The organism is Streptococcus oralis (assembly GCF_001578705.1).
Taxonomy (GTDB): domain Bacteria; phylum Bacillota; class Bacilli; order Lactobacillales; family Streptococcaceae; genus Streptococcus; species Streptococcus oralis_J.
This window is the reverse complement of record NZ_KQ969038.1, coordinates 175,279-189,362: the sequence shown is the minus strand read 5'-3', so window position 1 is coordinate 189,362 and position 14,084 is coordinate 175,279. Positions and strand designations below refer to the sequence as shown.

The window sequence follows — 14,084 nt, the reverse complement described above, 5'->3', positions numbered from 1 at the left end:
GATATGACCCAAGATTTACAAAAGAGAACATTGTTTGCTGGATTGGCCCTGGCTATTTTCCTTCCCATTTTGTTTGTGGGAGGACTCTTGTTGCAGGTAGGGATTGGTTTGTTAGCCATGCTGGCTGTCCATGAACTCTTGCAGATGAAGGGGCTAAAGACCATCACCATCGAGGGCGCCTTGTCCCTCTTTGCGACATTTGCCCTCACAATCCCCTTAGAAAATTATCTAACTTTTTTGCCAGTTGATGGGAATGTGGTTGCCTATAGTGTTCTGATTACAATAATGCTAGGGACGACTGTTTTCAGTAAAAGCTATACGATTGAAGATGCTGCCTTTCCAATTGCTGTGAGCTTTTATGTTGGTTTTGGTTTTAATGCCTTACTAGATGCTCGGGTGGCAGGTTTTGACAAGGTGCTTCTGGCCCTCTTTATCGTTTGGGCGACAGATAGTGCGGCTTACCTGATAGGGATGAATTTTGGGAAGCATAAGTTGGCACCAAGAGTTTCTCCTAATAAGAGTATTGAGGGCTTTATCGGTGGGATTCTAGGTGCGGTACTGGTAACAGCAATCTTCATGCTAGTAGATAGCACAGTTGCTCTCCCTTATGGGATTTATAGAATGAGCCTCTTTGCCGTCTTCTTCAGTGTGGCGGGTCAGTTTGGTGACTTGATTGAGAGTGCCATGAAACGCCATTTCGGTGTCAAGGATTCTGGCAAATTTATCCCTGGACATGGCGGTGTGTTGGATCGTTTTGACAGTATGCTAGTTGTATTTCCTATCATGCACTTGTTTGGCCTGTTTTAAAGAAAGGAATATTGAATGATTGGATTGCTAACCTTTATCCTGGTTTTTGGGATTATCGTGGTGGTGCATGAGTTTGGACATTTTTATTTTGCCAAGAAATCAGGCATTCTAGTTCGTGAATTTGCTATTGGTATGGGCCCCAAGATTTTTGCCCATATCGGTAAGGATGGCACTGCTTATACCATTCGGATCCTTCCTTTAGGAGGGTATGTTCGTATGGCTGGTTGGGGTGATGATGCGACGGAGATCAAGACTGGAACCCCAGTCAGTTTAACACTTGCCGACGATGGTAAGGTCAAACGGATCAATCTATCTGGGAAGAAACTGGATCAAACAGCTCTCCCGATGCAGGTAACCCAGTTTGACTTTGAAGACAAGCTCTTCATTAAAGGCTTGGTCTTGGAAGAAGAAAAGACCTTTGCAGTGGATCACGATGCAACAGTTGTTGAGGCAGACGGAACCGAAGTACGCATCGCTCCTCTGGATGTACAGTATCAAAATGCTTCTATCTGGGGTAAGCTCATCACCAACTTTGCAGGTCCCATGAATAACTTTATCTTAGGTGTTGTTGTTTTTTGGGTCCTGATCTTTTTGCAGGGTGGTGTTAGAGACACTCAGACCAATATCTTTCATGTCATGCCAGAGGGAGCTTTGGCTAAGGTGGGCGTAGCTGAGACAGCTCAAATCACCAAGGTCGGCTCGCATGAAGTTAAGAATTGGCAAGATTTGACCCAGGCTGTGGAAGCAGATACCAAGGATAAGACTGCCCCGACCTTGGATGTGACCATTTCTGAAAATGGTAGCGAAAAACAAGTTACTATGACTCCAGAAGAGAATCAAGGACGCTATATTCTCGGGGTTCAACCGGGGGTCAAGTCAGACTTTCTATCCATGTTTGTTGGTGGATTTACGACAGCTGCTGACTCGGGGCTCCGTATCCTTTCGGCTCTGAAAAACTTGATTTTCCATCCTGACTTGAACAAACTCGGTGGCCCCGTTGCCATCTTTAAGGCAAGTAGCGATGCTGCCAAAAATGGAATTGAGAATGTCCTCTACTTCCTAGCCATGATTTCCATCAATATCGGGATTTTTAATTTGATTCCGATCCCGGCTTTGGATGGTGGAAAGATTGTGCTCAATATCCTAGAGGCTATCCGCCGGAAACCCCTTAAACAAGAAATTGAAACCTATGTCACCATGGCTGGTGTAGTTATCATGGTTGTCTTGATGCTAGCTGTGACCTGGAATGACATTATGCGACTCTTCTTTTAGATAATCGAGGAATATTATGAAACAAAGTAAAATGCTAATCCCAACGCTTCGCGAAATGCCAAGCGATGCTCAAGTTATCAGCCACGCCCTTATGTTGCGTGCTGGTTATGTTCGTCAAGTTTCTGCAGGTGTTTATTCTTACCTACCACTTGCTAACCGTGTGATTGAAAAGGCTAAGAACATCATGCGCCAAGAGTTTGATAAGATTGGTGCGGTGGAGATGTTGGCTCCGGCCCTTCTCAGTGCTGATCTTTGGCGTGAATCAGGTCGTTATGAAACCTATGGTGAAGACCTCTATAAATTGAAAAACCGTGAAAAGTCGGACTTTATCCTAGGTCCGACACACGAAGAGACTTTCACAGCCATTGTCCGTGACTCTGTTAAGTCATACAAACAATTGCCACTCAACCTTTACCAAATCCAGCCCAAGTATCGTGATGAAAAACGCCCACGTAACGGCCTTCTCCGTACGCGTGAATTTATCATGAAAGACGGTTATAGTTTCCATGCTAATTACGATAGTTTGGATGTGACTTATGACGAGTACAAGGCGGCCTATGAACGTATTTTCACTCGTAGTGGTTTGGATTTCAAGGCCATCATCGGTGACGGTGGAGCCATGGGTGGTAAGGATAGCCAAGAATTTATGGCGATTACACCAGCCCGTACAGACCTCGACCGCTGGGTTGTTTTGGACAAGTCAGTTGCCTCATTTGATGAAATTCCTGCAGAAGTGCAAGAAGAAATCAAGGCAGAATTGCTCAAATGGATGGTTTCTGGTGAAGACACCATTGCCTACTCAAGTGAGTCTAGCTATGCAGCTAACTTAGAAATGGCAACAAACGCCTACAAACCAAGCAACCGTGTCGTTGCTGAAGAAGAAGTGACTCGAGTGGAAACTCCAGGTGTTAAATCCATCGATGAAGTGGCAGCCTTCCTTAACGTGCCAGAAGATCAAACGATTAAAACCCTCTTCTATATGGCAGATGGTGAGCTTGTTGCAGCCCTTCTAGTTGGAAATGACCAACTCAACGAGGTCAAGTTGAAAAACCATTTGGGTGCAGATTTCTTTGATGTGGCTAGCGAAGAAGAAGTAGCAAATGTTATCCCAGCAGGCTTTGGTTCGCTTGGTCCAGTTGGTTTGCCAGAAAACGTGAAAATCATTGCTGACCGTAAGGTGCAAGATGTTCGCAATGCTGTTGCGGGAGCCAACGAAGATGGCTACCACTTGACAGGTTTGAATCCAGGTCGTGATTTCACTGCAGAATACGTGGATATCCGTGAAGTGCGTGAGGGTGAAATCTCTCCAGACGGACAAGGTGTTCTTAACTTCGCGCGTGGTATCGAGATCGGTCATATCTTCAAACTCGGAACTCGTTATTCAGCAAGTATGGGAGCAGATGTTTTGGATGAAAATGGCCGTGCTGTACCAATCATCATGGGTTGTTACGGTATCGGTGTTAGCCGTCTTCTCTCAGCAGTTATGGAGCAACACGCTCGCCTCTTTGTTAACAAAACGCCAAAAGGTGAATACCGTTACGCTTGGGGAATTAACTTCCCTAAAGAATTGGCGCCATTTGATGTGCACTTGATTACTGTCAATGTAAAAGATGAGGCAGCGCAAGCCTTGACAGAAAAACTGGAAGCCAACTTGATGGAGGCTGGTTACGAAGTCTTGACGGATGACCGTAACGAACGTGTCGGGGTGAAGTTTAGCGATAGCGACTTGATTGGTCTGCCAATCCGTATCACTGTCGGGAAAAAAGCAGCCGATGGCATCGTAGAAGTTAAGATTAAGGCGACTGGTGACACCATCGAAGTTCACGCAGACAACTTGCTTGAAACGCTTGAAATCCTCAGCAAGAAATAAAAACTATAATCAGAAGAAAAACAAGGCAAAAATGTAACTAGTTTTTACCTTGTTTTTTCTGTATAATGGGGGAAATGAGTAAATGAAGAGGTAAAGCTATGCTAAAATTTCCAAAGGATTTTGTTTGGGGTTCCTCCACTTCTGGACCACAGACAGAAGGACGAGTGCTTGGTGATGGTAAAGGAGATAATCTCTGGGATTATTGGTATCAGGTGGAGCCCAATCGCTACTACAATGGGATTGGACCTGACAAAACATCGACTTTTTACGAGAACTGGGAGAAGGATATTGAGCTTTTGGTAGAGACTGGCCATACAGCCTTCCGCACTTCTATCCAGTGGTCTCGCGTTTTTCCACAGGGCCGTGGAGAGGTCAATCCTCAAGGGGTGTCTTTCTACCGTCAGGTATTTGAAGCCATTAAGGCTAAGGGAATCCGTCTTCTAGTCAATCTCTATCACTTTGACCTTCCTTTTGCCCTTCAAGAAACTGGGGATGGTTGGGAAAATAAGGCGACTGTCTCAGCCTATGAAGACTATGCTCGTTTTTGTTTTGAGACTTACGGTGACTTGGTAGACCAATGGATTACCTTTAACGAGCCCATTGTCCCCGTAGAGTTTGGCTATTTCTATGATGCCCACTATCCTCACAAGGTGGATGCCAAAGCTGCGGTTAAGGTTGCCTATCACACACAACTGGCTAGTAGTCTTGCGGTTAAGGCCTGTCATGAAGTTTTGCCTGATTCTAAGATTGGGATTGTTCTCAACTTGACACCAGCCTACCCACGTAGCCAGCATCCCGCAGATGTCAAGGCCGCTCGCATTGCCGATCTCTTTCAAGCTCAATCTTTCCTAGATCCGTCTGTCTTGGGGGCTTATCCAGAAGAGTTAGTGAAAATCTTGTCTGAGCATGATTTGCTGCCAGAGTACACTGTTGAAGAGTTAGAACTTATTCGTGACCATACAGTGGACTTTCTTGGAGTCAACTATTACCAACCTTTGCGTGTCATGGCGCCACGTTTTGCCAAGCATCCAGACAGTCCGCTCTTGCCAGAACATTTTTACGAGCCTTATGTTATGCCTGGACGTAAAATCAACCCTCACCGCGGTTGGGAAATCTATGAGCAAGGGATTTATGATATTGCCCAAAATATCAAGGAAAATTATGGTAATATTGAGTGGATGCTGACAGAGAATGGTATGGGGGTTGAAGGTGAAGACAAGTTCCGTGAGAATGGCATGATTCAGGACGACTATCGTATTGACTTTGTCAAAGGGCATCTGCGTGAACTCCATCGTGCCATTGAAGATGGTGCTAACTGTAAAGGTTACTTAATCTGGACCTTTATTGATTGTTGGTCATGGCTCAATAGCTATAAAAACCGCTATGGTCTAGTTGAGCTTGACTTGGAAACGCAAGAACGCCGCCTTAAGAAATCAGGCCACTGGTTCAAAGAGCTTAGCGACCATAATGGATTTTAAAAATAAAAGTGAGATGAAGTTCATCTCACTTTTTAATATGTGACTACGGATCAGTATAGTTTTATCTACCACAAGTATGATAAAATCTTTCCATCTAAGTCGCAAGGGAGATGGTACTGACTATATATTTTCTTTAATTATGGTAAAATAGTAAGAGAATAATGTGAGGAAAATGAATGTCAAGTAAGTTTGAAATTTTAATGAATCAACTAGGAATCTCTGATCAATTGAGACGGGATCCTGCTCTTGTTGATGCCAGAATTGAGCGTGTTGTGGTTCATAAAATTAGTAAGATTTGGGAATTTCATTTTGTATTTTCTAATATTTTACCGATTGAAATCTTTTTGGAGTTAAAGAAAGGGCTTAGTGAAGAATTTTCTAAGACAGGGAATCGAGCTGTTTTCGAAATCAAGGTTCTCTCGCAAGAGTTTTCAAATGAACTTTTGCAGGCTTACTATAAGGAGGCTTTTTCTGAAGGTCCATGTGCTAGCCAAGGGTTTAAGTCTCTTTATCAGAATCTGCAAGTTCGTGCGGAAGGAAATCAGCTCTTTATTGAAGGTTCAGAGGCGATTGATAAGGAACACTTTAAGAAGAATCATCTTCCTAATCTAGCAAAGCAACTTGAAAAGTTTGGTTTCCCAGCCTTTGTATGCCAAATAGAAAAGAATGATGCCCTTACACAAGAGCAGGAGGAAGCCTTCTATACGGAGAATGAACAAATCGTCCAGGCTGCCAATGAAGAGGCTTTGCGTGCTATGGAACAACTAGAACAAATGGCTCCTCCTCCAGTAGAAGAGAAGCCAGTCTTTGATTTTCAGGCTAAAAAGGCTGCAGCCAAGCCAAAACTAGATAAGGCAGAAGTTACCCAGATGATTGACGTGACAACTGAGGAAAATCGTTTGGTCTTTGAAGGGGTAGTCTTTGATGTCGAGCAAAAAGTGACCAGAACGGGTCGTGTTTTGATCAACTTTAAAATGACGGACTATAGTTCAAGCTTCTCAATGCAAAAATGGGTTAAAAATGAGGAAGAGGCTCAGAAATTTGACCTCATCAAGAAAAATTCTTGGCTCCGTGTTCGTGGAAATGTAGAGATGAATAACTTTACACGAGATTTGACCATGAACGTGCAGGATGTGCAGGAAGTTGTTCACTATGAGCGGAAGGATTTGATGCCAGAAGGTGAGCGTCGGGTTGAGTTTCATGCTCATACTAACATGTCGACCATGGATGCTCTGCCAGAGGTAGAAAAAATCGTTGAGACAGCTGCTAAGTGGGGACACAAGGCGGTTGCTATCACGGACCATGGGAATGTCCAGTCCTTCCCACATGGCTATAAGGCAGCTGAGAAAGCTGGAATTCAGCTAATCTATGGAATGGAAGCCAATATCGTTGAAGACCGCGTTCCTATCGTTTATAACGAAGTGGAAATGGACTTGTCAGAAGCAATCTACGTGGTTTTTGACGTGGAAACGACGGGACTTTCAGCCATCTATAATGACTTGATTCAGGTTGCGGCCTCTAAGATGTACAAGGGAAATGTTATTGCCGAATTTGATGAATTTATCAATCCTGGGCATCCCTTATCTGCCTTTACTACTGAGTTGACAGGTATTACAGATGATCATGTCAAAAATGCCAAACCACTGGAACAAGTTTTGCAAGAATTCCAAGAATTCTGTAAGGATACGGTCTTAGTTGCCCACAATGCCACTTTTGACGTTGGCTTTATGAATGCCAACTATGAGCGTCATGGTCTGCCTACGATTAGCCAGCCAGTCATCGATACGCTCGAGTTTGCTAGAAATCTCTATCCTGAGTATAAACGCCATGGTTTGGGACCTTTGACCAAGCGTTTTGGTGTGGCACTGGAACACCACCACATGGCCAACTACGATGCGGAAGCTACCGGTCGCCTGCTCTTTATCTTTATCAAAGAGGTGGCAGAAAAACATGGTGTGACCGATCTAGCTAGACTAAACATTGATTTGATTAGTCCAGACTCTTATAAAAAAGCTCGGATCAAGCATGCGACCATTTATGTCAAGAATCAAGTAGGTCTAAAAAATATCTTTAAGCTGGTTTCTTTGTCCAATACCAAGTACTTTGAAGGGGTGCCACGGATTCCCAGAACAGTTCTAGATGCCCATCGGGAGGGCTTGATTTTAGGATCGGCTTGCTCCGAGGGGGAAGTTTTTGACGCAGTCGTTTCCCAAGGTGTGGACGCGGCGGTTGAAGTGGCCAAGTATTATGACTTTATCGAGGTCATGCCACCAGCTATCTATGCTCCCTTGATTGCCAAGGAGCAGGTCAAGGATATGGAGGAACTCCAGACTATTATCAAGAGTTTGATAGAGGTTGGGGACCGTCTTGACAAGCCTGTTCTAGCTACGGGAAATGTCCACTATATCGAACCGGAAGAAGAGATTTACCGTGAAATCATCGTCCGTAGTTTGGGACAGGGGGCTATGATTAACCGAACCATCGGTCACGGCGAACATGCCCAACCAGCTCCACTTCCCAAAGCTCATTTTCGAACAACTAATGAGATGTTGGATGAATTTGCCTTCTTGGGAGAGGAACTGGCTCGTAAACTGGTTATTGAAAATACCAATGCCTTGACAGAAATATTTGAGTCTGTTGAGGTTGTTAAGGGTGACTTGTACACGCCTTTCATCGACAAGGCTGAAGAAACGGTCGCTGAGTTAACCTATAAGAAAGCTTTTGAGATTTATGGAAATCCGCTGCCAGATATCGTTGATTTGCGGATTGAAAAAGAATTGACTTCCATTCTGGGGAATGGATTTGCCGTGATTTACCTGGCTTCCCAGATGCTGGTACAACGTTCCAATGAACGGGGCTACTTGGTGGGTTCTCGTGGATCTGTCGGTTCCAGTTTCGTTGCGACCATGATCGGGATTACGGAGGTCAATCCTCTCTCCCCTCACTATGTCTGTGGTCAGTGTCAGTACAGTGAATTTATCACGGATGGTTCTTACGGTTCAGGTTTTGATATGCCTAATAAGGATTGTCCAAAGTGTGGTCATAAACTCAGCAAAAATGGGCAGGATATTCCGTTTGAAACCTTCCTTGGTTTTGATGGAGACAAGGTTCCCGATATTGACTTGAACTTCTCGGGAGAAGACCAGCCTAGCGCCCACTTGGATGTGCGTGATATCTTTGGTTCGGAGTATGCCTTTCGCGCAGGAACGGTTGGTACAGTTGCTGCTAAGACTGCTTATGGCTTTGTCAAGGGCTACGAGAGGGACTATGGGAAGTTTTATCGTGATGCAGAGGTGGAACGCCTCGCTCAGGGTGCGGCTGGTGTCAAGCGGACAACAGGACAACACCCGGGAGGAATCGTTGTTATTCCTAACTACATGGATGTCTATGATTTTACGCCTGTCCAGTATCCAGCAGATGACGTGACGGCTGAATGGCAAACAACTCACTTTAACTTCCACGATATCGATGAGAACGTCCTCAAACTCGATGTGCTGGGTCATGATGATCCGACCATGATTCGAAAATTGCAGGACTTGTCTGGTATTGACCCTAATGAAATTCCCATGGATGATGAAAGCGTTATGGCTCTCTTTTCTGGAACGGAAGTTTTAGGGGTGACGCCTGAGCAAATTGGAACACCGACGGGCATGCTGGGAATTCCAGAGTTTGGAACTAACTTTGTACGTGGGATGGTAGATGAGACGCATCCGACGACTTTTGCGGAGTTGCTTCAGCTGTCTGGACTGTCCCACGGTACCGATGTCTGGTTGGGAAATGCCCAAGATTTAATTAAACAAGGGATTGCGGACCTATCAACTGTTATCGGTTGTCGGGACGACATCATGGTTTACCTCATGCATGCTGGTCTTGAACCTAAGATGGCCTTTACCATCATGGAACGGGTGCGTAAAGGCTTGTGGCTCAAGATTTCTGAAGAGGAGCGAAATGGCTATATCGAAGCTATGAAGGCCAATAAGGTCCCAGAGTGGTATATCGAGTCCTGTGGGAAAATTAAGTACATGTTCCCTAAAGCCCATGCGGCAGCCTACGTTATGATGGCCTTGCGTGTAGCCTACTTCAAGGTTCACCATCCGATTTATTACTACTGTGCTTACTTCTCCATTCGTGCTAAGGCTTTTGATATCAAGACCATGGGAGCGGGCTTGGATGCTATCAAGCGCAGAATGGAAGAAATTTCTGAAAAACGCAAGAATAACGAAGCCTCTAATGTGGAAATTGATCTCTATACAACTCTTGAGATTGTCAATGAAATGTGGGAACGTGGTTTCAAATTTGGGAAATTAGACCTCTACCGTAGTCAGGCGACAGAGTTCCTCATTGATGGGGATACCCTCATTCCGCCATTTGTAGCAATGGATGGTCTGGGAGAGAACGTTGCTAAGCAGTTGGTGCGTGCGCGTGAAGAGGGTGAGTTCCTCTCTAAGACAGAACTGCGCAAACGCGGTGGACTTTCATCAACCTTGGTTGAAAAGATGGATGAAATGGGGATTCTCGGCAATATGCCAGAGGATAACCAGTTGAGTTTGTTTGATGAGTTGTTTTAAGAAGGTAGATTAGCCCCAATTTAACAGAGATGTTTGATAATTAAAAAATAACAGGACATTAGACAATCCTGTTATTTTTTAATTGTGAACATAAATATACAACGGCTAGATTACTAATCCTCTAAGACTATCTCATCTTCTTTTAGGTCTTCTATCAGTTTCTGCTTGTAATGAGCGAGAGAAAGTATACGTTGGCCGACCCAAGATTTTTTAAATAAGTCCAATAATTCTTTGTTTTTAATGAGGTCTTCTGGTCCTATAACCTTTTCTATTAAATGATTATCTTCGCAGAATGATATTAGGGGATTATTATCACTTGTACTGTAGACTGTATAATCAATAGTATTGTCGAAAAAATAATAAATAAAACTCTGAAGTTTACCTGTTGGTTCGTAGAATCCTAATCCAAGAGATGAGTCGCTAGGGCTAGGAGAAATTTCAATTTTTACGGGAGAATTGAGAATGTAATATTCAAATAAGTCTTCTTCATCAGATTTAGATTCTTCAAATTTATCTAATAATGGAATCAATATGTTGCTATTGAAGCGTAGGGTATTCATATCCTCTAACATAAAAAATACAGAATCTGCACTGGCCCTAAATTTTCCTGAGTCTATTAGATGAAAGCTATAGTCACGCATCTTACTATCCGTTTGTATATTTAGAAAATAAGCAACAAAATATTCTTGAAAAGAACGATGGGAAAACTTGTATCTGTTTCCTTCTTTGTATAGTACACACAGACAGTTTTCTAAATCGTGGATAAAATTGCCTATATTGAGAACGTTTTTAATTCGAGGAGGAAATTTTTTAAAAATTTCTTCAATCTCTGGGAAGGTAAACTCTGTTTTTGCTTTTTGGTATGTCAGAAGACAGAAGATTGCAAAACACTCTTTAAAAGTATCTGAACTTAAATCTGATAACATTTTTCGTCGATAACTTTTCGTAGCATCGTGCTTTGAGAACATGGTATCAAAGGCTTGATAGTAGAATAGGTGTAATTTTTGCGGAATTTCTGCATAGTCATTGTAAGTGGAGAGCATAATATTTAGTAACAGAGGATTTGAAGCAAAGGACTTATGTCTATCATATAAACCACTCTCTAGATCACGAATAAATTTATTTTTGAGTTCTTCATCGGGATATTCAATTTTAGTAATAAGACTTATAGCTTGTTCCTTAGTAAAAGGAACAGCTTTTAAAACTGTGAAACGTTGAAATTCAATGAATTCCGATTCGCTATAAGGTCTGGAAGAAAGGATATAATGGTTTTCAGGATATTTGTCACAAAAATCATTTAACTTCTTGAAAAATTCTTTTTGGTTTTCGCTATACAATTCATCATAGCCATCCAATAGGAATAAAAAGCATCCAGATTGAAGTGCATAATCTAAATATTCTTCTTGGAATGTATTGTGAAATTGATTTAGTTTTTTTAGCAGTAATTTCTCAAGGTCTAAATGCCCCTCTTCGTTGAAATCTTTTAATTCAATAAAAATAGGAATATAGTCTTTTAATTCTAATTCACTTAGAAAAAGGTGTTTCATGAGAGTGGATTTACCAATTCCACCAGAACCTTCAATGATTAAAAATTTTGAGAGATTAGTCAGTATTTTTGTTGTAGTGGGCTTGATGATGTCTGAGCCTTTTCTTAAAAATGGGATTTCAAAAAAATCATACAGTTTTTTGGGTTCAATTCCGTAGATAATCGTTTTGATTTTACTGTATTTTTCATAAGAATTTGTTAAATAAGCTTGGAAAGGAATTTCTAGATCAATTTTTACCTCATTGTAGAGCGTTTTAAATTTGTCAGTCGTTTTGGAAATAATAGGTAAAAGGTATTTATCCAGAATAGCACTAGTAACTTGTTTTGCAATTTCATTGTTAAAGATTTCGTCCATTATCTTTTTGCTCCTATGTATTTTTGGGTATTTTTATAAAGAGTAGCACACTGGCTTTTTTATGTCAATATATTTGAAGAGGGAACCTCATTCTATTTGTCTATTGAAGGATATTGTATGTCCGTTGTATGTGTTTTGTATTTACATCGCTTGCCATTTTTGTTAAAATAATAAATAGAAAGAGGGTGGAAATATGTCAAAGACGAGCATGAGCATTCGTTTGGATAGTGAGGTCAAGGAGCAGGCCCAACAGGTATTTAATAATCTGGGAATGGATATGACCACAGCTATCAATATTTTCCTTCGTCAGGCTATTCAATATCAGGGTTTACCTTTTGATGTTAGGCTAGACGAGAATCGGAAGTTACTTGAGGGATTAACGGATTTAAATCAAAATCGTAATATGAGCCAATCTTTTGAATCAGTCTCTGACTTGATGGAGGACTTGCGTGCTTAAGATTCGTTATCATAAACAGTTTAAAAAAGATTTTAAGTTGGCTATGAAGCGTGGTTTGAGGGCAGAATTGTTAGAAGAAGTTTTGAATTTTCTGGTTCGAGAAAAAGAACTTCCTGACAAATATCGAGATCATCAACTGGCAGCATCCAAGCACTTTCAAGGAGTTCGTGAGTGTCATATCCAACCAGATTGGCTTTTGGTCTATAAAGTAGACAAGTCGGAATTGATTTTAAACTTGCTGAGGACAGGCAGTCATAGCGATTTATTTTAATAAATTTTAAGGAGTTCAAGATGAAACTTAGAATTTTTGCGGAAGATAAACCTGCTGAAAAGGTTTTTGACTATCAGTTAGAGCTGGCAGATGAAACAATTATTCTATCGACAGCACTCTTGTCTGGTGCCATTGCTTTAGCAGGATTATTCTCTGCTTTGAAAGAAAAATAAAAATAGAAAAGAGAAAACAAAATGGTTTTACCAAATTTTAAAGAAAATCTAGAAAAATATGCGAAATTATTGGTTGCGAATGGAATCAACGTGCAACCTGGTCACACTTTGGCTCTCTCTATCGATGTAGAGCAACGTGAGTTGGCGCATTTGATCGTGAAAGAAGCCTATGCACTTGGAGCACACGAAGTTATCGTTCAGTGGACAGATGATGTCATCAATCGTGAGAAATTCCTCCACGCCCCGATGGAGCGTCTGGACAATGTGCCAGAATACAAGATTGCTGAGATGAACTACCTCTTGGAAAACAAGGCTAGCCGTCTTGGTGTCCGCTCTTCTGATCCAGGTGCTTTGAACGGAGTCGATGCTGACAAACTTTCAGCTTCTGCCAAAGCTATGGGACTTGCCATGAAGCCAATGCGCATCGCAACGCAATCCAATAAAGTCAGCTGGACTGTGGCAGCCGCTGCTGGACTTGAGTGGGCCAAAAAAGTCTTTCCAAATGCTGCGAGCGACGAAGAAGCAGTTGATCTCCTTTGGGACCAAATTTTCAAAACTTGTCGTGTCTACGAAGAAGATCCCGTTAAGGCTTGGGAAGAACATGCAGCCATCCTCAAGAGCAAGGCAGAAATGCTCAATAAAGAACAATTCTCAGCCCTTCATTACACAGCGCCAGGGACAGATTTGACACTTGGTTTGCCTAAGAATCACGTTTGGGAATCAGCTGGTGCTATCAATGCACAGGGCGAAGAATTCTTGCCAAATATGCCGACAGAGGAAGTCTTCACAGCCCCCGACTTCCGTCGTGCAGATGGTTATGTAACCTCTACAAAACCGCTTAGCTATAATGGAAATATCATCGAAGGGATTAAAGTGACCTTCAAGGATGGTCAAATCGTAGACATTACTGCTGAAAAGGGTGATCAGGTCATGAAAGACCTTGTCTTTGAAAATGCGGGCGCGCGTGCCTTGGGTGAGTGTGCCTTGGTGCCAGATCCAAGTCCAATTTCTCAGTCAGGCATTACCTTCTTTAATACCCTTTTCGATGAAAATGCGTCAAACCACTTGGCTATCGGTGCAGCCTATGCGACCAGCGTTGTTGGTGGGGCAGAGATGAGCGAAGAAGAGCTTGAAGCTGCAGGACTTAACCGTTCAGATGTTCACGTTGACTTTATGATTGGTTCTAGTCAAATGGATATCGATGGTATCCGTGAGGATGGAACACGTGTACCCCTCTTCCGTAATGGAGACTGGGCAATTTAAGGAGAAGTTATGCTTGGAAGTATG

10 protein-coding genes are annotated in these 14,084 nt (G+C 42.4%); 9 read left to right on the top strand and 1 reads right to left on the bottom strand.

Annotated features, from left to right (window positions below; genetic code table 11):
• Positions 1-3: 3 nt before the first annotated feature.
• The 5 genes from SORDD05_RS06780 (at position 4) to SORDD05_RS06760 (ending at position 9,995) form a co-directional block, all read left to right on the top strand.
• Positions 4-807, top strand: coding sequence for a phosphatidate cytidylyltransferase (locus SORDD05_RS06780; protein ID WP_061418282.1), 804 nt, complete (start codon positions 4-6; stop codon positions 805-807).
• A gap of 15 nt (positions 808-822) precedes the next feature.
• Positions 823-2,079 (top strand): RIP metalloprotease RseP, encoded by a 1,257-nt coding sequence (gene rseP / locus SORDD05_RS06775; RefSeq protein ID WP_061418280.1) that lies wholly within the window; start codon positions 823-825, stop codon positions 2,077-2,079.
• Positions 2,080-2,095: 16 nt separating this feature from the next.
• A complete protein-coding gene (locus tag SORDD05_RS06770; protein WP_061418276.1) occupies positions 2,096-3,949 on the top strand; it encodes a proline--tRNA ligase in 1,854 nt (617 codons plus the stop codon).
• A gap of 98 nt (positions 3,950-4,047) precedes the next feature.
• Positions 4,048-5,427, top strand: a complete 1,380-nt coding sequence (locus SORDD05_RS06765; protein ID WP_061418273.1) for a glycoside hydrolase family 1 protein — start codon at positions 4,048-4,050, stop codon at positions 5,425-5,427.
• Between the two features lie 176 nt (positions 5,428-5,603).
• Positions 5,604-9,995, top strand: a complete 4,392-nt coding sequence (locus tag SORDD05_RS06760; RefSeq protein ID WP_061418270.1) for a PolC-type DNA polymerase III — start codon at positions 5,604-5,606, stop codon at positions 9,993-9,995.
• 113 nt (positions 9,996-10,108) lie between these two features.
• Here SORDD05_RS06760 and SORDD05_RS06755 read toward each other — a convergent pair whose 3' ends face one another.
• Positions 10,109-11,896 carry an NACHT domain-containing protein gene (locus tag SORDD05_RS06755; protein WP_231077323.1) on the bottom strand — a complete coding sequence of 596 codons (1,788 nt, stop codon included), beginning with the start codon at positions 11,894-11,896 and terminating at the stop codon, positions 10,109-10,111.
• Between the two features lie 193 nt (positions 11,897-12,089).
• Here SORDD05_RS06755 and SORDD05_RS06750 point away from each other — a divergent pair, with 193 nt between their 5' ends.
• From SORDD05_RS06750 to SORDD05_RS06735, 4 genes are read left to right on the top strand one after another with little or no spacing between them, the layout of a single operon-like run.
• Positions 12,090-12,353, top strand: a complete 264-nt coding sequence (locus SORDD05_RS06750) for a type II toxin-antitoxin system RelB/DinJ family antitoxin (RefSeq protein WP_061418266.1) — start codon at positions 12,090-12,092, stop codon at positions 12,351-12,353.
• Entirely contained in the window at positions 12,346-12,624 is a 279-nt protein-coding gene (locus tag SORDD05_RS06745; protein WP_061418263.1) for a type II toxin-antitoxin system YafQ family toxin, read from the top strand. Before SORDD05_RS06750 ends, SORDD05_RS06745 begins: the two co-directional genes overlap by 8 nt.
• Positions 12,625-12,644: 20 nt before the next feature.
• On the top strand, positions 12,645-12,797 hold the full coding sequence (locus SORDD05_RS10055) for a hypothetical protein (protein ID WP_000776617.1): 153 nt from the start codon (positions 12,645-12,647) through the stop codon (positions 12,795-12,797).
• Between the two features lie 21 nt (positions 12,798-12,818).
• Entirely contained in the window at positions 12,819-14,060 is a 1,242-nt protein-coding gene (locus SORDD05_RS06735; RefSeq protein WP_061418261.1) for an aminopeptidase, read from the top strand.
• The last annotated feature ends 24 nt before the right edge of the window (positions 14,061-14,084 follow it).

Coding starts and splice junctions, on each gene's coding strand:
- SORDD05_RS06780 (WP_061418282.1), top strand. CDS start 4: ATGACCCAAGATTTACAAAAGAGAACATTGTTTGCTGGATTGGCCCTG.
- rseP (WP_061418280.1), top strand. CDS start 823: ATGATTGGATTGCTAACCTTTATCCTGGTTTTTGGGATTATCGTGGTG.
- SORDD05_RS06770 (WP_061418276.1), top strand. CDS start 2,096: ATGAAACAAAGTAAAATGCTAATCCCAACGCTTCGCGAAATGCCAAGC.
- SORDD05_RS06765 (WP_061418273.1), top strand. CDS start 4,048: ATGCTAAAATTTCCAAAGGATTTTGTTTGGGGTTCCTCCACTTCTGGA.
- SORDD05_RS06760 (WP_061418270.1), top strand. CDS start 5,604: ATGTCAAGTAAGTTTGAAATTTTAATGAATCAACTAGGAATCTCTGAT.
- SORDD05_RS06755 (WP_231077323.1), bottom strand. CDS start 11,896: ATGGACGAAATCTTTAACAATGAAATTGCAAAACAAGTTACTAGTGCT.
- SORDD05_RS06750 (WP_061418266.1), top strand. CDS start 12,090: ATGTCAAAGACGAGCATGAGCATTCGTTTGGATAGTGAGGTCAAGGAG.
- SORDD05_RS10055 (WP_000776617.1), top strand. CDS start 12,645: ATGAAACTTAGAATTTTTGCGGAAGATAAACCTGCTGAAAAGGTTTTT.
- SORDD05_RS06735 (WP_061418261.1), top strand. CDS start 12,819: ATGGTTTTACCAAATTTTAAAGAAAATCTAGAAAAATATGCGAAATTA.